Consider the following 16,664-nt stretch of genomic DNA (forward strand, 5'->3'; position numbering starts at 1 on the left):
CACCCCGRCCTTTTCGCCGCTTTCATCCCTGTCCGTCATACGCTCGCGACGGGCGGAAGGCGTCCAGGCCTCCCGGGCCCCGGGGTTTCGACCCCCCGGGCAGTCCGCCGACCCCACGCCCCCGAYTATTCCACAAGCCGCAGGGTTCAAGCCGCGCAAGGGTCCGGGCGACGATTCCGGGACGACGTTTCCCGCTCGTTCGCACCCCGCCGCACGTTGATGGCCCTGGCGCCAGACGCCCTCCCCCGCGACGGGATGCAGATAGTATGCGGCCGCCGGGAGGGGGTGCTGACAATNCGATTCCGGGACGACGTTTCCCGCTCGTTCGCACCCCGCCGCACGTTGATGGCCCTGGCGCCAGACGCCCTCCCCCGCGACGGGATGCAGATATTATGCGGCCGCCGCGAGGGGGTGCTGACAATACAGTTTGGGAAAAGCGGAAGCGGTTGATCGGGCGGGATATTTTCCCGCCAACCCGACTATATGTCGACCAGCAGCGTCACGCCTTCCCGCTCCCCATCACCGTGCATCCCCGCCTCCGCGGGGATGCACGGACGGGGACGGGAGGGAGGAGGACCGTCAGCTCTTCAGCCGCCAGCCGGACTTGAACACGGCCCAGCAGGCCCAGGCCATGACCAGGGTCAGGAGCCCGCTCATGACCGCGCCGATCAGCAGATTCCCCTCGGCGTTCCCGACCCCGATGAAGCCGGCCCGGAAGCCGTCGATCAGGTAGAAGAAGGGGTTGAAATGGCTGATGGTCGCGAACGGCTCGGGCAGGTTCTCGACCAGGTAGAAGGTGCCGCTGAGGAAGGTCATCGGCATGATGACGAAATTCTGCACCGCGGCGAGTTGGTCGAATTTCTGCGCCCAGAGGCCGGCGAAGACGCCCAGCATGCCCATGATCAGGCAGGCCAGCAGGCCGAACCACAGGATCAGGCCGAGGTTCGCGACTTCCAGCCGGGCGAAGGGCATGACGCAGATCGCCGTCACGATCCCGACCACCAGGCCGCGCGTCGCGGCGCCGAGCGAAAAGCCGATGGTCAGCTCCAGCGGGCTGAGCGGCGGGGTCAGGAAGTCGGTCGCGGTGTTCATCACCTTGGCCTGGATCAGGCTGGAGGAGGCGTTGGCGAAGGCGTTGTTGAGCATGGCCATCATGATCAGGCCCGGAGCGACGAACTCGGCGAAGGGCGTGCCGTGCAGCGGCGGCCGCGTGCCCTGCAGGGCGACCACGAAGACCAGCATGTAGAGCAGGGTGGTGACCACCGGCCCGGCCACGGTCTGGGCCCCGACCTTCCAGAAGCGGCGCACCTCCCTCAGGTACAGGGTCTGGACGCCGATCCAGTTGACGCCGGGATAGCTGCGCGGCCGGGGGGTCGTGGTCAGGTCGGTCATGGGAGCCAGATGCGGGGTGGCGGAGAGGGATGCAAGAGAGGCAGTAGGGATTAGGCAGTAGGCAGCAGGCAGTCGGACGGGCGCATCACGAGCCCCCGAGCCCTCGGCGCCTCTTCGGCTAATGCCTACTGCCTAGTCCCTACCGCCCCCTCTCGTTAACCATCCCTACATCTGGTTCCTGTGGACGGACTGATTCGCACATCTTGCGTCCGGTAAGGGCTCGTTTACGATTAGTGGTAGGTCGAGGCCCCGGGAGGGACGTCTGGACCCCATATATTGAATCCGAGACCCGGAGGGTTGGCTATGACCGCAGGCTGGACAGAAGACCGCGTCGGCGCGCTGAAGNTGAAGAAGCTCTGGCTGGAAGGCCAGTCGGCCAGCCAGATCGCCAAACAGCTGGGCGGCGGCGTCACCCGCAACGCCGTCATCGGCAAGGTGCACCGCCTCGGCCTGTCGGGCCGGGCCGCCCCGTCGCAGCCGGCGCGCGCCACCTTCCGCCCGTCGCGTCCGCGCCCTGCCCAGCCGACCCAGGCCCCGTCGGCCCCGCGCCGCATCGAGGCGGTCCAGCCGCGCGCCGTGGTCACCGCCCAGTCGGTTCCAGCCCCCATGCCCGACCTGCCCGGCACCGCCACGGTCATGACCCTGGGCGCCCATATGTGCAAATGGCCGATCGGCGACCCGTCCTCGGACGAGTTCAGCTTCTGCGGCCGCCGCTCTTCGGAAGGCGTCTATTGCGTCGAGCACGCCCGCGTCGCCTACCAGCCGCAGGTCAAGCGCGGCGCGACGGATCTGGCCCGCAGCCTGCGGCGCTACATCTGACCCCATTCAGCCACACGGCTGTCATCATAGGCTCCTAGAGAGCCGCCCTCCGCCTCAAGGCCGCACCCGCATGCGGCCTTGAGTGCAGGGGCGGGGCTGCGCTTTTCCGGGTTGACGCAGCCCCTCACCCCCTCACCGCCCGCCCCTCACCGTCATCCTCGGGCTTGACCCGAGGATCAGAGGTTGCCGCACGCGCGGTTCGGGAAGGGACGCCACGGTCCCGGAGCCGGCCTTCAACCACCGAGCGGTCCAACAGCTGATCCTCGGGTCAAGCCCGAGGATGACGACCATAACGGCGAGTCTGGCTCAGTTCAGCACCCGGCGGTCGCCCGGCACGTCGAGGCTGAAGGCCGGAATGGCGACCTCGAACGAGCGCCCGGACGGGTCGGTCATATAGTAGCCGCCGGCCATCGAGCCCGAGGCCGTGCCCAGCGGGCAGCCCGAGGCGTAGGTATAGCTGTCGCCCGGCAGAATCGTCGGCTGTTCGCCGACCACGCCGGCGCCGCGCACCTCCTCGACATGGCCGAGGGCGTCGGTGATCTCCCAGCGCCGCGCCATCAGCTGCACCGGCACGCCGCTCAGGTTCACGATCTCGACCTGATAGGCCCAGACCCAGCGCCCGCCCTCGGGATCGGACTGGCCGGCCAGATAGCTGGGCCGCACGCGGACCACGATCCCCTCGGTTTCGGCTTCGTAGGCGCGGGCGTCATGCATCCGGCAATGGTCGTACAACCCGGCCGCACGTCAAGCGCGGCCGTGTGGCGCCCGGGAGGGGAGACACGGCGAAAAATCGTGTAAGCCGGAGAAATGCAGACCTTCGAATCCACCCTCCCCGGCATCCTGCCGTGCCAGTCCATCGAGGCCCTGATCGCCGGCGGGGCGATCGCTTCGGACACCCCCTTCGACGCCGATCAGGTGCAGCCGGCCAGTCTCGACCTGCGGCTGTCGGACGAGGCGTGGCGCGTGCGGGCCTCCTTCCTGCCCGGAAAGCGCACGGTCGAGGACCGCATCGCCGACGTCTCCATGCACCGGATCGACCTGTCGGGCGGCGTCGTGCTGGAGCGCGGCTGCGTCTACATCGCCCGGCTGCAGGAGCGGCTGAGCCTGCCCAAGGGTCTGATCGCGCGGGCCAACCCCAAGAGCTCGACCGGGCGGGTCGACGTGTTCGTGCGGCTGCTGACCGACCGCGGCGCCAGTTTCGACGACGTGGCCGAGGGTTATGAGGGGGCGCTGTATCTGGAGATCTCGCCCCAGACCTTCCCCATCCTGGTGCGGCCGGGGACGCGGCTGAACCAGCTGCGGCTCAAGGCCGGCGAGCCGCCGAAGCTGGAGACCCGCAGCGTCGGCGTCGAGCTTCAGGGCGGCGACGGGGCGGTGGTCGGCTTCCGCGGGCGGCGCCACGCGGGGGTGATCGACCTCGACAACATCGACGGCCACGATCCGCGCGACTTCTGGGAGCCGCTGACCCTGCGCCGCGGCGAGCTGCTGCTGGACCCCGGCGAATTCTACATTCTGGCGTCGAGCGACGACGTCGAGATTCCGGTCGACCAGGCCGCCGAGATGACGCCGATCGATCCGTCGGTCGGCGAGTTCCGGGTGCATTACGCCGGCTTCTTCGACCCAGGCTTCGGCACGGACGAGGCGCACGGGGCGGGGTCGAAGGGGGTGCTGGAGGTGCGGACGCACGACACGCCCTTCCTGCTGGAACACGGCCAGATCGTCGCCCGGCTGGTCTATGAGCCGCTGACCGAACGCCCGACGCGCCTGTATGGCGAGGGCGGCAGCCACTACCAGCGGCAGGGGCTGAAGCTGTCGAAGCATTTCCGGCCGTGGTGAGGCAGGTTCCAGGTTCCAGGGATTAGGGAAGACGAGGGGCGGTCGCGCGCTGTTTCCCTGGAACCTGGCCCCTAGCCCTTGGCCCCTACTCCAGCCGGTCGGCCTTGCGCAGGTCCGGGAACCAGCGCGCCCAAAGGCCGGTCGCCGTCAGGGCGCCGATCCCGCCGAACACCGCCGCCTGGATCGGCCCGAGGACGCGGACGGCCACGCCGGACCAGGCCTCGCCCAGTTCGTTGGAGGCGCCGATGAACAGCATGGACACCGACGACACCCGTCCGCGCATGTGATCGGGCGTGGCCAGCTGGATCAGGGTCTGGCGGATGTTGACGCTGATCATGTCCGCCGCCCCGCCGAGGAACAGGGCCGCGCCGGACAGCCAGACGCTCTTCGACAGGCCGAAGGTCAGGGTGCACAGGCCGAAGACGGCGACGGCGGCGAACATCCATTTGCCGCCGTGCTTCACGATCGGGAAGCGGCTGAGATACAGGGCCACCAGCAGGGCCCCGGCGCCGAAGGCGGCGCGCAGCAGGCCGAAGCCCTCGGGCCCGACGTGCAGGATGTCGCGCGCGAAGATGGGGGTCAGCAGGGCCACGCCCGCCAGCAGCACCACGATCAGGTCGAGGGAGATGGCGCCGAGGACGATCTTCGTGTTCCAGACATAGGCCAGGCCTTCCCGGACCTGTTCCCCCATCGGAATCCGCGTCGGGGACGGGGCGGGACGGCCGCTGGTGCGGATCAGCAGCAGGCTGCCGACGCCGACGGCGAACATGGCCAGGGCCGAGGCGTAGGCCAGGGGCACGGACAGGCCGACGATGACCCCGCCCAGGGCCGGTCCGGCGATGGCGCCGGTCTGGAAGGCGATCGACTGGGCGGCGATGGCCGGCGGCAGGGCGCGCCGGCCGACCACCATGGGCAGGAAGGCCTGGCTGGCCGGGGCGAGGAAGGCGCGGGCCGCCCCGAAGACGGCGGCGACGGCCAGCAGGCCCCACAGCGGCGGGCGGCCATGGATGGCCATGAGCAGGAAGCCGACCGCGCAGCCGGCCTCGACCATCACGGACAGGATGACGGTGGTCTTGCGGTCGCGCCGGTCGGCCATGGCTCCGGCGGGCAGGGTCAGGGCCAGCAGCGGCAGGAACTGGCACAGGCCGACCAGCCCCAGATACAGGCTCGCCTCGGCGATGGGATGGTCGCGGCGCGCGATCTCATAGACCTGCCACAGCAGGGCCGAGGACTGGATCTGGATGCCCAGCACCGCCGCCACCCGCCCGATCCACAGCAGGCGGAAGTCGCGGATGGCCCAGGGACTGGCGGGGCCTTCCGGCGGGGGCGGGGACTGGACCGGTTCGGTCGTCTCGAGGGTTTCGGTCACGTGCGGCGGTCGACTTTCGGATACGGGGCGCCGTCGCGGTGGAAATAGCCGCCCTGCCGAAAGACCATGTCAATATCCGGATAGTCGCCCGCGTCGCCGTCCGGCCTGCGGGTCCCGACCTCCAGCAGAACGGCCTCGGCGGCGGAGCGGTTCTCGATCTTGTGGCCGTTGGGCACGCCGGCCTTGAAGCCGGCGCAGTCGCCGGCGCGCAGCACGGTCTCGCCCTCGTCCTCGACCAGCGCCACCTCGCCGGACACGATCCAGACGAACTCGTCCTCGCCCTCGTGCCAGTGGCGCTGGCTGGACCAGGCGCCGGCGGGCAGGCGCAGCAGGTTGACGCCGAACTGGTCCAGGCCGACGGCGTCGCCCAGCCGCCAGCGGCGGCGCGGCTTGCAGGGGCCGGCGAATTCCTCGGGGTAGCCCGTGCCGTGTCCGGTGGGCGCGGCGTCGATGTCGATCTTCGGCATGGGGAGAAGCCTTCTCGCAATCGTTGGAACCCCGTAAAGCACAGCCTTATGAGCGTCGCATCAACTCCCGTTATCGATCCTGTCGCCCTGACCCGCGACCTGATCCGCAGGCCGTCGGTCACGCCCGCGGACGCCGGCGCGATGGACGTGCTGGAACGCGCCCTGACCGGTCTCGGCTTCCACTGCCGGCGCATGCCGTTCGAGGGGATCGAGAACCTCTATGCCCGGCGCGGGACGGCCAGCCCCAATCTCTGCTTCGCGGGGCACACCGATGTGGTGCCGACCGGTTCGGAACAGGCGTGGTCGTCCGGCCCGTTCGAGGCCGAGGTCAGGGACGGCGTCCTCTACGGCCGGGGCGCGGTCGACATGAAGGGCGGCATCGCGGCCTGGGTGGCGGCGGTCTCTCAGGTTCTGGCCGGGGGCGAGGTTCCGGGCAGCCTGTCCTTCCTGATCACCGGCGACGAGGAAGGCCCCGCCCTGCACGGCACCAGACGGGTGGTCGAAACCCTGATGGCCGAGGGCGAGGTCATCGACGCCTGCGTGGTCGGGGAGCCGTCGTCGTCGCAGGTTCTGGGCGACATGATCAAGGTCGGGCGGCGCGGCTCGCTGAACACCTGGATCACCGTCCACGGCAAGCAGGGGCACGTCGCCTATCCGGACCGCGCCGCCAATCCCGCGCCGGTGCTGGCGAAGCTGCTGGCCCGGCTGGACGACCACAGGCTGGATCACGGCTATCCGGAATTCCCCCCGTCGAACCTCGAGATCACCACGATCGACATCGGCAATCCGGCGACCAACATCATTCCGGCCGAGGCGAAGGCGCGGCTCAACATCCGCTTCAACCCCAGCCACACCGGCGACGACCTGATCGCCTGGCTGAACGCCATGGCGGGCGAGGCCCAGGCCGCATCCGGCCTGCGCATCGAGCTGGAGCATCTGTGCTCGGGCGACGCCTTCCTGACCGGCCCCGGCCCCTTCATCGAGGGCGTGCGGGACGCCGTCGAGGCCGCGACCGGCCGGCGGCCCGAGGCGTCGACCACCGGCGGCACCTCCGACGCCCGCTTCATCCGCGCCATGTGTCCGGTGCTGGAACTGGGGCTGGTCGGCCAGACCATGCACCAGATCGACGAGCGCGCGCCGGTGGCCGAGATCGAGGCCCTGGCCGAGGTCTATCGCCGGGTGATAGGGACGTTTTTCGACCGGGCCTGACCGGGGTTCAGCGGGTGACAGCCTCGCGCCCGGATAAGGTCACGGCCGCTCCAGGAACCGCAGGGCGCTGAGGACATGGGTCTTCACGCCCAGGGGCAGGATCGATTCATTGACGTCGAAGCCGGGCGAATGGTTCGGCGGCGATGTGTTGGGATCGGCCCCGTCCTTCGAGGCGCCGAGGTGATAGAAGACGCCCGGCACGACCTGCGACAGGTAGCTGAAGTCCTCGGCCACCGTCGTCGGCGGGCTGGCGGCGTTGACGGCGCCGGCGCCGGCCGCCTCGGTCAGGACCGGGGCCAGCCAGGCCGACAGCGCCTCGTTGTTGTAAACCAGGGCTGCGTTCTGGCGGACCGAGAACTCGGCCGTCGCGCCGAAGGTTTCGGCGACATTGTCGATGGCCACGCCCGCGCGCCGCACCAGATCGTCGCGCTGGGCGATGTCGAAGGTGCGCAGGGTGCCCGACAGCGTCGCCTCGTCCGGGATGATGTTGTAGCGGACGCCCGCGTCCACGGTGGCGATGGTGAAGACCGTCGGCGTCGTGGTCGGGTCGACGGTGCGGGCGGTCAGGGTGTTGACCGTCTGGATGATCTGGGCCGCCACGGCGATGACGTCGACGCCCTTCCACGGCCAGGCGCCGTGGGTCTGGCGGCCATGGAGGACGATGTCGATCCGGTCCGAGGCCGCCATGAATCCCTGCGGCCGGTAGAAGACCGTGCCGGGCCGCCCCGGCACGACGTGCAGGCCGAAGATGGCGTCGGGCCTCGGATTCTCCAGCGCGCCCTCCTCGATCATCAGGGCCGCGCCGCCCTTGGGCTCGCCCGGAGGCGCCCCCTCCTCGGCCGGCTGGAAGATGAAGACGACGGTCCCGGCGATGTCGGCCCTCATGCCGGCCAGGACCTCGGCGGCGCCCATCAGCATGGCGATGTGGGCGTCGTGGCCGCAGGCGTGGGCCACGGGCACCGTATTGCCCTGATAGGTCCCGGTCGCGGTCGAGGCGAAGGGCAGGCCGGTCGCCTCCAGCACCGGCAGGGCGTCCATGTCGGCGCGCAGGGCCACGGTCCGGCCCGGCCGGCCGCCGCGCAGCACGCCGACGACGCCGGTCTTGCCGACGCCGGTGCGGACCTCCATCCCGAGGGCGCGCAGATGCTCCGCCACCAGGGCGGCGGTGCGGGTTTCGGCGAAGCCGAGCTCGGGATGGGCGTGGATGTCGCGCCGCCAGGCGACGACGCGGGGCGTTTCGGCCGCGACCGCCGCCTCGACCCGCTCCAGCGCGACAGGCGCCGGCTGCGCATGGGCCAGGCCGGCGGACAGGACCAACGCGAGGCTGGAGGCGGCGAGCAGGCGGCGGATGGTCATGGCGTCCCCGATGTCTTGAGGCCGCAAGGTGCGCAAAGCCGCCGCCCTTGCGCAAGGGCGTCCGGCGGGCGATCTGGATCGTCATGGCCATCAAGACCGCAAAGACCCAGTGGCGCGACGTGGTGCTGGTCTGCCGCAAATGCTCGAGGAAGCTGGACGGCAAGGGCTTCGGCCCCGACGGCGACAGGACGCTGAAGAAGGCGCTGCGCAAATATCTGAAGGCGGGCAAGGGCAAGAAGGCCGAGCTGGTGGTCAAGGAGACCAACTGTTTCGACATCTGCCCGAAGAATGCGGTCATCGCCGTCAACGCGGCCAACCCCAAGGCCCTGCTGATCGTGCCCGCCGGGGCCGACCTGTTCGAGGTCAAGGCCCGCCTCGGCCTGGACGACGGTCGCCGGCTCAAGCCGTCGCTGAAGCTGGTCGGCGAAGAGTGACCGGGCGGAAATGCCGGTCCAGGATGGCCCGATGAACCTGCGCTCGCCCGCCTTCGCCATGCTTTTCTCCGTCAGCCTGATCGCGGCGGCGGGAAACATGGCGCTGCAGTCGGTCCTGCCGGCGATCGGGCGCGAGTTCCGCCTGTCAGACACACTCGTCGCCGGCGCCTTCGCCATCTCGGCCCTGATGTGGACCATCGCCTCGCCGTTCTGGGCGCGGCTGTCCGACACCCTCGGGCGCAAGCGGGTCATACTGATCGGCCTGTCCGGTTTCGTCGTCTCCATGAGCGGTTTCGGCCTGGCCGCGACCTCGGGGCTGGAGCAGTGGCTGGGCGCGGGCCTCGCCTTCACCCTGATGGCGGTGGCGCGCACCATCTATGGCGTGTTCGGCTCGGCCGCGCCGATCGCATCCCAGGCCTATGTCGCCGACCGGACCTCGCCGGAGCAGCGGACCCAGGCCATGTCGCTGCTGGCCTCGGCCCAGGGGCTGGGCACGGTGGTAGGGCCGGCGCTGGCGCCCTTCTTCGTCCTGCCGCTCGTGGGGCTGGCGGGGCCGATGTACGCCTTCGCCCTGTTCGGCGCGGTCGTTCTCGTCATCGTCTGGCGCAAGCTGCCCAGCGGCGAGGTGGTGCGCACGCCCTCGCCCGGCGGCCATCGCGGCGAGGCCGGCAAGGGGTTGTGGAAGGACCCGCGCGTGCGGGACTATCTGCTGTACGGCCTGCTGGTCACCGGCGCCCAGGCGGTGAACATCTCGGTGCTGGGCTTCCACATCATCGACGAACTGGGCGCGACCGGCATGGCGGCGCGCGACGCCCAGCCCTTCATCGGCATCGCCATGCTGGCCGGCGCCGCGGCGACCCTGATGGCGCAGTGGGGCCTGATCCCGCTGCTGAAGCTGCAGCCGCGCGACCTGATGCGCTGGGGCGCGGGGCTGGCGCTGGTCGGCAATCTGATGAGCATCGCCTCGCCCGGCTACTATGGCGTGGTGGTCGGCTACGCCGTGGTGTCGATGGGCGTCGGCTTCGCCCGGCCGGGCTTCACCGCCGGCTCGTCCCTGTCGGTCGGGCCGCACGAACAGGGGGCGGTCGCCGGGCTGATGATGTCGCTGGCGGGTCTCAGCTTCCTCGGCCCGCCGGTGATCGGCGTGGCCCTGTATGAACTGGCCGAGCCGGGCCCGTTCATCGGTAACGCCATCCTGCTGGCCGCCGCCACGGCCCTGTGTTTCGCCAGCACGCGGCTGCGCACGGGCCCGCCCGACCTGCCGGACCGTGACGAGACCCCTTCGTCCGACACGCCGCCCGCCTCCCAGCCCGGTCCCGAGGGCAACCGCTGACCGGGGATCGGGGGCCTTTTCTCCGTCGGAAAGCCGTGTCAGATCGGAGCCATGGAAACCGCCCGTATCGAACGCCGCATCGGCGTCCGCGCCACGCCCGAACAGCTCTGGGCCCTGATCGCCGACCTGCCCGGCTGGGACCGCTGGAACCCTGTCGAGTCGGGACTTGAGGGGGCCATCGCCTTCGGGGCCGGCATCGCCCTGACCGAGGGGATCGAGGGCCTGCCGGAGCGTCGCGCCGCGGTCCGCGTCGGCGACTGGCAGCCCGAGGCCCAGTTGGTCTGGACCGAGAACCGGGGCCTGTGGTCGCGCTCGGTGCGCTATTTCGAAATCCAGGCGCTGGACGAGCCCAACGCCTGCATCGCCGCCAACGGCTTCATCTTCTCGGGGCTGCGCGGCGAGATGTTCTTCGACAAACACCGCGCCCGCCTGCGCCATGCCGTCGACGCCGTCGCCGAGAGCTGGAAGGCCGCGGCCGAGGGGTGACCGCGGTTCATCGCAAGGCCAGGGTCACCTGTTTGATGTCGACGTATTCGTCGATTCCGTGGACCGAGCCCTCGCGGCCATAGCCCGAGGCCTTCACCCCGCCGAACGGGGCGGCCGCCGTCGAGATGATGCCGGTGTTGACGCCGCACATCCCCGCCTCGATGCCCCGGCCCATGCGGAAGGCCCGGTCGAGGTCGCGGGTGAAGACATAGGAGGCCAGGCCGAACTCGGAATCATTGGCCTTGCCCAGCACCTCGGCCTCGCTGTCGAACGGGAAGACCGGGATCAGGGGGCCGAAGGTCTCCTCATCGCGGAACAGCTTGTCGTCGCCGCCGAGGGTCACGGTCGGCTGGAAGAAGCGCCCGCCCAGCGCATGCCGCGCGCCGCCCGTCAGGACCCTGCCGCCGGACGCCTTCACCTTTTCGAGGTGGGCCTCGACCTTGGCGATCGCCTTGTCCTCGATCAGGGGCCCGACCTTCACCCCCTCCTCGAACGCCGGTCCGACCGGAATTTTCGCGACCTCGGCGGCCAGCTTCTTCGCATAGGCCTCGGCGACCGAAGCCTCGACATAGACGCGGTTGGGACAGACGCAGGTCTGGCCCGAGTTGCGGAACTTGCCCCGGATGGTTTCGGCCACGGCGAGGTCCAGATCGGCGTCGGCGAAGACGATCAGCGGCGCGGCGCCGCCCAGCTCCATCGACACCCGCTTCAGGGTCGGGGCGCATTGTTCCGCCAGCTTCCTGCCGACGGGCGTCGAGCCGGTGAAGCTGAGCTTTCTGATCGCCGGCGAGGCCGTCAGGACTCCGCCGATGGTCGCGGCGTCGCCGGTGACGATGCTCAGCGCGCCCTTGGGCAGACCCGCCCTGTACGCCAGCTCGGCCAGGGCGATGGCCGAGAACGGCGTCTGGCTGGCCGGCTTGACCACCGCGGTGCAGCCGGCGGCGAAGGCGGGGCCGAGCTTCCTCGTCAGCATGGCGGTCGGGAAATTCCACGGCGTGATCAGGGCGCAGGGGCCGATCGCCTCGCGGAAGGTGAGGATGACGTGACCCAGCGGGCTGTCCTGGGTTTCGCCGATCAGCCGCTCCGCCTCGCCGGCGAACCATTTGAGGAAGCTGCTGGCGTAGGCGACCTCTCCCCGGGCCTCCTCGAGCGGCTTGCCGTTCTCCAGCGCCATCAGGGCTCCCAGCCCCTCGTTGTTCTCGTCGACCAGCCGGGCCCATTCGCGCAGGAAGGCCGCGCGCCTGTGCGGGTCCGACCGCGACCAGTCGGGGAAGGCCTCCACGGCGGCGGCGATCGCGCGTTCGGTCTCGGCCGCGCCGAGGTCCGGGATCCAGCCGATGACCTCGCCGGTCGCTGGGTCGTCGACGGCGATGCCCTGGCCGTTCGCGGCGACCGGCTCACCGGCGATCAGGGCGTGCTGACGCATAAGGGCGAGGCCGGCGTCGCGGTTCGGGGTGTTCATCGATCTCTCCTCAGCGGATGAAATGCGGCACGAAGCGGGAGGTGTTGCGGGTGATCCTCCCTTCGTCCTCCCTCAAGGCCAGGCCGGCGGGTTCGTCCCCGACCAGCCACGATCCGACGATCACATGGCGGCCGTCGAACCGGGGCGGAGCATGCAGGGCCTGGCGGATATGGGAGCCCTGGCCGTAGCCGGCGTCCAGGCCCTCCTCGCGGACGCCCGCCTCGACGATGGCGATATTGGCGCCCTCTCGCGAGAACAGCGGCTTGCGCACATATGCGGCGCCGAGGGCCTCATGGCCGGGATCGCTCTCGAACCAGCTTTCCAGCAGATTGGGATGGCCGGGGTGCCGCTCCCACAGCAGCGGCAGTATGCCCTTGTTCGACAGCAGCGCCTTCCAGGCCGGCTCCAGCACCGTGATGTCGGCGTCGGGCAAGGGCTCGGCATAGTCGTCCCGCAGCATATGTTCCCACGGATACAGTTTGAACATGGCCTGGATCAGCCAGTTCTCGTCATCGACGAAGCGGCCGTCGGCGTTCAGCCCGATCCGGTCGATGGCGATGAATTTCGGGTCCAGGCCGGCCTGTTTCGCCAGGTCCTCAAGGAACCGCACGGTCTGCCGGTCCTCGACGAAATCGGCGTCGGACGAGAAATGCACGAAGCCGCCGTCGGGAAAGATCGTCCGGAACCGCGCGACCAGCTTTTCGTGCAGGCTGTTGAACTGGTCGGCCTCGGCGGGCAGCGTTCCGTCCGCGATGCGGTCCTCCAGCCAGAGCCACTGGAACACGGCGGTCTCGAACACGCTGGTCGGGGTGTCGGCGTTGTATTCGTACAGCTTGGCCGGGCCCCGGCCGTCATAGGCGAAGTCGAACCGGCCATACAGCGACGGCTCGCCCCGCTTCCAGCTGTCGGCGACATAGTCCCGCAAGCCCTCCGGTATCTCGAGCAGGCCCATCAGCCGTTCCGACGTCACCGCCTCGGCGACGAGGTCCAGACACATCTGATGCAGTTCGGCGGTCGGCGCCTCTATCCCCTCCTCGATCTGCTCGAGCGAGAAGGCGTAGGCCGCGGTTTCGTCCCAGTAGCGTTCGCCGCTGTCGTGATGCCAGGTGAAGCCGACGGCTTCCGCGCGGGCCTGCCAGTCGGGACGCGGCTCGAGGCTTATGCGTTCCATGAGGGGCTCCATTCCTCCCCCGATGGGACTAGGCGGGGTCCTTGTGCACCGGCGCGCCCTGTTCAATCAACGGCGTCACCACCTTGATCTCGCGCGCGGTCAGCCGGGCGAGGACGTCGTTGGCCGAGCTCTGCCCCGGCAGGATGCCCGCGGCCTTCAGCTTGGCGTCGAGGTCGGCGCCGGTGCGCCTGTCCTCCAGCTCCTGGCCCGCGATCAGCTTCTCCTCGTTGACCGCCTGGCGCTGCTTGATGCGCTGCAGGCTGTCCGCCGCCGAGCCGATGCGCGACTGGGCGCCGGCCGACTGCAGGGCGACCGAGGTCTGGGCCTTCTGGACGGAATCGTTGACCTTCACGATGTCGATCTCGCGGCGCAGGGTCTCGATCTTCTGGTCGGTCGTGGCGATGGCCGTGCGCAGGCGAACCTCGGCCGCCTTCATGTTCTCGATCAGCGGCCCGCGGTTGCCGATCTCGGTTTCCAGCTCGGCGATCCGGCCGGCGACTTCCAGCGCCAGATCGTTCTGACCGCGGTCCAGGGCGGTGCGGGCCGAGTTCTCATATTTGGAGATCTGGTCCTGGAAGCTCTTCAGCTCGGTTTCGGCCATCCGCCGGCGCGCCACCAGGCCCGCCAGGTCGTCCCGGGCCTTGCCCTGGTTGTTGTCGGCGTCGCGGATCTCCTGATCGAGGATCTTCAGGGCGTTGGCGTCGACCACCGACTGGGCGGTGTCGTGGGCCGTGCCGCGGAACAGGGCGGACAGTTTGGCGAGCATGGACATGGCAGGTCTCCGTTCCGGGGATCAGGCCGCCGCTTCGGCGCCGAAGGTTTCACGCAGCTGGGTCGCGTCGATGGCGTTCTCGCCGAGGGTCCGCAACTCGATCAGTATGGTCTGAAGCGTCGTCTTGCACGACAGTTCGCCCATCAGTTCGTAGACATCCTCCTCGTTCACCCTGGTGATGGCGAAGTTGGACAGGGGCACGATCCGCTGGGCCTTCAGCAGGAATTCGTTGAAGGCGTGCCGGTCCTCCTGCTCGGCCACCGGCCACAACAGGACGGAGCAGACGATCTGAGCCCCGCCGACGCTCAGATAGATCGGCAGGTCGCCATACTCATGCATGGTGACCAGCAGCACGGGCTCGGCGCCTTCCAGCACGCGGCTGGTCATCTCACCCTCGCGGACAAGCTCGGAGGCGTCCAGCGCGGCCTTGATGGCGGGGACGGTCCAGGCGGTTTCGATCACGGCGTCCATGGTGTGGGTTGCTCCAGAAGGATCGGGAAAGAGGTTTCGACGCGGCCGCCGGACAAGATCAGGTCCGCGCGTGGACTCGGTGACGATGGCGTGGACCGCCGCCCTCACATCGTCCCTGGCGGTGTCCGGCACCCAGAACTCCAGCTTGACCATGCCCGCCTCGCGCCGGGCCTTGCGCCAAGCACGTATACGTTCGTTGGCCGAGGGCAAGGGGCGAGGGGCTGGATTACGCATGTTTCATGTAACGCGTAACAGGAACGCTTGACTTTGGCCAGCGCTCTGCGAAGAGCTTGGCCTATCCGGGCGGCGGCCAGCCGCCCTTCGTCGCCGCGGGCCGGCTCGCTGCCGCGGTGCTGGCGGGCTAGACTGTCGCGATGTTCAAACGCCTCTTCGGTTCAAGAGACAGTCTCCCGCCGGCGGCGGCTCTGGCCGAGGTGCGCAACATCACCGTGGGCCGGACGGTGGCGCTGGACCCCCTGGCCTGGCGGCGCCTGGGCGATGAGACGCATTTCACCCTGGACCGCGACGCGCTGGAGATCACCGCCCAGGGGGTGGTGGCGCTCGACGGCGGGACCTTCGTGCACCGCTTCTACACCGACGACCACGTCATGCTTCAGGCCATGAGCGATGATGCGGCCGGCGCATCGTCCTACGATTTCAGCCTGTTCACGCCCTGGTCCTCGGCCTATCCGCCGGGCGAACGCGAGCGCCGGCTGTGGCGCGACCGGCTCTCGGAACCGCGCTTCAGGGGCGCGCCCGAGGGTCTGCCCGAGTATCCGCGCTTCTGGTTCGCCGACAGCGAGGATCGCCAGCCTCCGGTCACCCTGTGGGAGACGATCTACGACGACCGGGCCGGGACGGCCCCCTATGCGAAAATCTTCCAGACCTGCATGCTGTACGCGCGGGACCTGGGGGCCGGGCGCGAACTGATGCTCGCGCTCGAGCAGGAGCCCGAGGGCGGCGACGTCAGCCACGAAATCATGATCGGCATTCCGCTGGAAATGGCCGAGTTCCGCGCCTGAGGCGCATGGGAGATAGACGATGTTTGACTGGTTCGGGTTTCAGCAAGGGGCGATCTCGTTCGTCATCGCCTTCGCCGCGGCGGTGCTCTTCTTCGGCGCCTTCAAATTCCTCTACCAGCTGGTGACGCCCTATCATGAGCGGGATCTGATCCGTCAGGGCAACGCGGCCGCCGCCATCGCGCTGGGCGGGGCGTTGATCGGCTATGTCCTGCCGCTGGCGTCGGCCCTGTCGCAGACGGTCAGCCTGCCGGAGTTCGCGGCCTGGGCCCTGCTGGCGGGCGTGATCCAGATCATCGCCTTCATCGTCGTCAGCCGGGTCCTCTACAAGGCGCTGGCGGCTCGCATCGAGGCGGGTGAAATCGCGGCGGGCATCTACCTGGCTTCCATCTCCATCGGCGTCGGCCTGCTTAACGCCGCCTGCATGACGGCCTGAGGCGCATCATGACCGACGACACCCTGCCCCAGACCACCACCATGCGCCGGCTCAAGCGGTCGCGGTCGCTCCAGGTGACCAGCCTGATGGCCACCGTCAGCTTCTCCATGGCGGCCTGCGGCTCGCCCGGATCGAGCCTGCCGGCAGAGCCGGCCGTTCCCGCCCTGGCCTATACGTCGCTCGACGAATGCCGCGCGGCCGACGATATTCCCGACGAGGAATGCGTCGTGGCCTCAAACGTGGCGGGCCAGCAGGCGGCCGAGACCGCCCCCCGATACGCCACCCGCGAGGAATGCGAGGGACAGTGGGGGCCGGAGCAGTGCCGGCCGCTGAACACGGGCGGAGGCTCCTTCTTCGGCCCGCTGGCGACCGGCTTCATCATCGGCCAGCTGATGAGCGGCGGCGGCTATCGCGGCGGCGGTCCGCTGTATCGGGACCGCGAGGGCCAATACTCCAACGGCTATGGCGGCGGCTATCTGTCCCGCGACTATCGCACCGGGCGGATGGTCACCAACGCCCGGGAGCATACGCCCGCGGCGCGGCAGGCCCCGGCGCGGGTGCAGAGCCGCACCACCGTCGTCTCGCGCGGCGGCTTCGGCGGCGGCGGCCGGGGCTACGGCGGCTGACCCGGG

General features: G+C 69.6%; 17 protein-coding genes and 1 pseudogene. 9 read left to right on the forward strand and 9 right to left on the reverse strand.

The window, feature by feature from the left end; translation table 11 throughout:
• Positions 1-579: 579 nt before the first annotated feature.
• The gene (locus ASD25_RS06150) at positions 580-1,392 is read right to left on the reverse strand and encodes an ABC transporter permease (protein WP_055831768.1); all 813 of its coding nucleotides are present in this window, start codon (positions 1,390-1,392) and stop codon (positions 580-582) included.
• 346 nt (positions 1,393-1,738) lie between these two features.
• Here ASD25_RS06150 and ASD25_RS06155 point away from each other — a divergent pair.
• Positions 1,739-2,211: pseudogene (locus ASD25_RS06155) on the forward strand (GcrA family cell cycle regulator); the annotation flags it as partial.
• Between the two features lie 306 nt (positions 2,212-2,517).
• On the opposite strand, the gene apaG reads toward ASD25_RS06155, so the two are convergent.
• On the reverse strand, positions 2,518-2,925 hold the full coding sequence (gene apaG / locus ASD25_RS06160) for a Co2+/Mg2+ efflux protein ApaG (protein WP_055831766.1): 408 nt from the start codon (positions 2,923-2,925) through the stop codon (positions 2,518-2,520).
• 93 nt (positions 2,926-3,018) lie between these two features.
• Between apaG and ASD25_RS06165 the strand changes: the two genes are divergently transcribed.
• A complete protein-coding gene (locus ASD25_RS06165) occupies positions 3,019-4,047 on the forward strand; it encodes a 2'-deoxycytidine 5'-triphosphate deaminase (protein WP_055831765.1) in 1,029 nt (342 codons plus the stop codon).
• Between the two features lie 85 nt (positions 4,048-4,132).
• Here the strand turns inward: ASD25_RS06165 and ASD25_RS06170 are convergent, their stop codons facing one another.
• Positions 4,133-5,416 carry an MFS transporter gene (locus tag ASD25_RS06170; protein WP_082560172.1) on the reverse strand — a complete coding sequence of 428 codons (1,284 nt, stop codon included), beginning with the start codon at positions 5,414-5,416 and terminating at the stop codon, positions 4,133-4,135.
• A complete protein-coding gene (locus ASD25_RS06175; RefSeq protein ID WP_055831764.1) occupies positions 5,413-5,883 on the reverse strand; it encodes a cupin domain-containing protein in 471 nt (156 codons plus the stop codon). The genes ASD25_RS06170 and ASD25_RS06175 overlap by 4 nt, the downstream gene beginning before the upstream one ends.
• A gap of 48 nt (positions 5,884-5,931) precedes the next feature.
• On the opposite strand from ASD25_RS06175, the gene dapE reads away from it, so the two are divergent.
• A complete protein-coding gene (dapE, locus tag ASD25_RS06180) occupies positions 5,932-7,092 on the forward strand; it encodes a succinyl-diaminopimelate desuccinylase (protein ID WP_055831763.1) in 1,161 nt (386 codons plus the stop codon).
• A 39-nt stretch (positions 7,093-7,131) separates the two neighbouring features.
• Here dapE and ASD25_RS06185 read toward each other — a convergent pair whose 3' ends face one another.
• Positions 7,132-8,448 (reverse strand): amidohydrolase, encoded by a 1,317-nt coding sequence (locus tag ASD25_RS06185; RefSeq protein ID WP_055831762.1) that lies wholly within the window; start codon positions 8,446-8,448, stop codon positions 7,132-7,134.
• A 47-nt stretch (positions 8,449-8,495) separates the two neighbouring features.
• Between ASD25_RS06185 and ASD25_RS06190 the strand changes: the two genes are divergently transcribed.
• Genes ASD25_RS06190 through ASD25_RS06200 form a run of 3 tightly spaced genes read left to right on the forward strand, consistent with a single transcriptional unit; the run spans position 8,496 to position 10,701 of the window.
• Complete coding sequence (locus tag ASD25_RS06190; protein WP_235561809.1) at positions 8,496-8,882, forward strand: hypothetical protein; 387 nt, start codon at positions 8,496-8,498, stop codon at positions 8,880-8,882.
• A 31-nt stretch (positions 8,883-8,913) separates the two neighbouring features.
• Positions 8,914-10,215, forward strand: coding sequence for an MFS transporter (locus tag ASD25_RS06195; protein WP_162246634.1), 1,302 nt, complete (start codon positions 8,914-8,916; stop codon positions 10,213-10,215).
• A gap of 51 nt (positions 10,216-10,266) precedes the next feature.
• Entirely contained in the window at positions 10,267-10,701 is a 435-nt protein-coding gene (locus ASD25_RS06200) for a polyketide cyclase (protein ID WP_055831761.1), read from the forward strand.
• A 7-nt stretch (positions 10,702-10,708) separates the two neighbouring features.
• Here the strand turns inward: ASD25_RS06200 and ASD25_RS06205 are convergent, their stop codons facing one another.
• The 4 genes from ASD25_RS06205 to ASD25_RS06220 are packed head-to-tail and all read right to left on the reverse strand — an operon-like array spanning position 10,709 to position 14,811.
• Positions 10,709-12,163 carry an NAD-dependent succinate-semialdehyde dehydrogenase gene (locus ASD25_RS06205; protein ID WP_055831760.1) on the reverse strand — a complete coding sequence of 485 codons (1,455 nt, stop codon included), beginning with the start codon at positions 12,161-12,163 and terminating at the stop codon, positions 10,709-10,711.
• Positions 12,164-12,173: 10 nt separating this feature from the next.
• Positions 12,174-13,334, reverse strand: coding sequence for a glutathionylspermidine synthase family protein (locus tag ASD25_RS06210; protein WP_055831759.1), 1,161 nt, complete (start codon positions 13,332-13,334; stop codon positions 12,174-12,176).
• A gap of 28 nt (positions 13,335-13,362) precedes the next feature.
• Positions 13,363-14,106, reverse strand: a complete 744-nt coding sequence (locus ASD25_RS06215; RefSeq protein ID WP_055831758.1) for a PspA/IM30 family protein — start codon at positions 14,104-14,106, stop codon at positions 13,363-13,365.
• A gap of 21 nt (positions 14,107-14,127) precedes the next feature.
• Positions 14,128-14,811, reverse strand: a complete 684-nt coding sequence (locus ASD25_RS06220) for a DUF2170 family protein (protein WP_055831757.1) — start codon at positions 14,809-14,811, stop codon at positions 14,128-14,130.
• 140 nt (positions 14,812-14,951) lie between these two features.
• Between ASD25_RS06220 and ASD25_RS06225 the strand changes: the two genes are divergently transcribed.
• From ASD25_RS06225 to ASD25_RS06235, 3 genes are read left to right on the forward strand one after another with little or no spacing between them, the layout of a single operon-like run.
• Entirely contained in the window at positions 14,952-15,599 is a 648-nt protein-coding gene (locus ASD25_RS06225; RefSeq protein WP_055831756.1) for a YjfK family protein, read from the forward strand.
• 19 nt (positions 15,600-15,618) lie between these two features.
• On the forward strand, positions 15,619-16,032 hold the full coding sequence (locus ASD25_RS06230; RefSeq protein WP_055831755.1) for a DUF350 domain-containing protein: 414 nt from the start codon (positions 15,619-15,621) through the stop codon (positions 16,030-16,032).
• 8 nt (positions 16,033-16,040) lie between these two features.
• Positions 16,041-16,658 carry a DUF1190 domain-containing protein gene (locus ASD25_RS06235; protein WP_055831754.1) on the forward strand — a complete coding sequence of 206 codons (618 nt, stop codon included), beginning with the start codon at positions 16,041-16,043 and terminating at the stop codon, positions 16,656-16,658.
• Positions 16,659-16,664 lie beyond the last annotated feature (6 nt).

The organism is Brevundimonas sp. Root1423 (genome assembly GCF_001426805.1).

Excerpts from the sequence above, each read along its gene's own strand:
- ASD25_RS06150 (WP_055831768.1), bottom strand. The coding sequence starts at position 1,392 with ATGACCGACCTGACCACGACCCCCCGGCCGCGCAGCTATCCCGGCGTC.
- ASD25_RS06215 (WP_055831758.1), bottom strand. The coding sequence starts at position 14,106 with ATGTCCATGCTCGCCAAACTGTCCGCCCTGTTCCGCGGCACGGCCCAC.
- ASD25_RS06235 (WP_055831754.1), top strand. The coding sequence starts at position 16,041 with ATGACCGACGACACCCTGCCCCAGACCACCACCATGCGCCGGCTCAAG.
- ASD25_RS06220 (WP_055831757.1), bottom strand. The coding sequence starts at position 14,811 with ATGCGTAATCCAGCCCCTCGCCCCTTGCCCTCGGCCAACGAACGTATA.
- apaG (WP_055831766.1), bottom strand. The coding sequence starts at position 2,925 with ATGCATGACGCCCGCGCCTACGAAGCCGAAACCGAGGGGATCGTGGTC.
- ASD25_RS06230 (WP_055831755.1), top strand. The coding sequence starts at position 15,619 with ATGTTTGACTGGTTCGGGTTTCAGCAAGGGGCGATCTCGTTCGTCATC.
- ASD25_RS06165 (WP_055831765.1), top strand. The coding sequence starts at position 3,019 with ATGCAGACCTTCGAATCCACCCTCCCCGGCATCCTGCCGTGCCAGTCC.
- dapE (WP_055831763.1), top strand. The coding sequence starts at position 5,932 with ATGAGCGTCGCATCAACTCCCGTTATCGATCCTGTCGCCCTGACCCGC.
- ASD25_RS06225 (WP_055831756.1), top strand. The coding sequence starts at position 14,952 with ATGTTCAAACGCCTCTTCGGTTCAAGAGACAGTCTCCCGCCGGCGGCG.
- ASD25_RS06185 (WP_055831762.1), bottom strand. The coding sequence starts at position 8,448 with ATGACCATCCGCCGCCTGCTCGCCGCCTCCAGCCTCGCGTTGGTCCTG.
- ASD25_RS06200 (WP_055831761.1), top strand. The coding sequence starts at position 10,267 with ATGGAAACCGCCCGTATCGAACGCCGCATCGGCGTCCGCGCCACGCCC.
- ASD25_RS06175 (WP_055831764.1), bottom strand. The coding sequence starts at position 5,883 with ATGCCGAAGATCGACATCGACGCCGCGCCCACCGGACACGGCACGGGC.
- ASD25_RS06205 (WP_055831760.1), bottom strand. The coding sequence starts at position 12,163 with ATGAACACCCCGAACCGCGACGCCGGCCTCGCCCTTATGCGTCAGCAC.
- ASD25_RS06210 (WP_055831759.1), bottom strand. The coding sequence starts at position 13,334 with ATGGAACGCATAAGCCTCGAGCCGCGTCCCGACTGGCAGGCCCGCGCG.
- ASD25_RS06195 (WP_162246634.1), top strand. The coding sequence starts at position 8,914 with ATGAACCTGCGCTCGCCCGCCTTCGCCATGCTTTTCTCCGTCAGCCTG.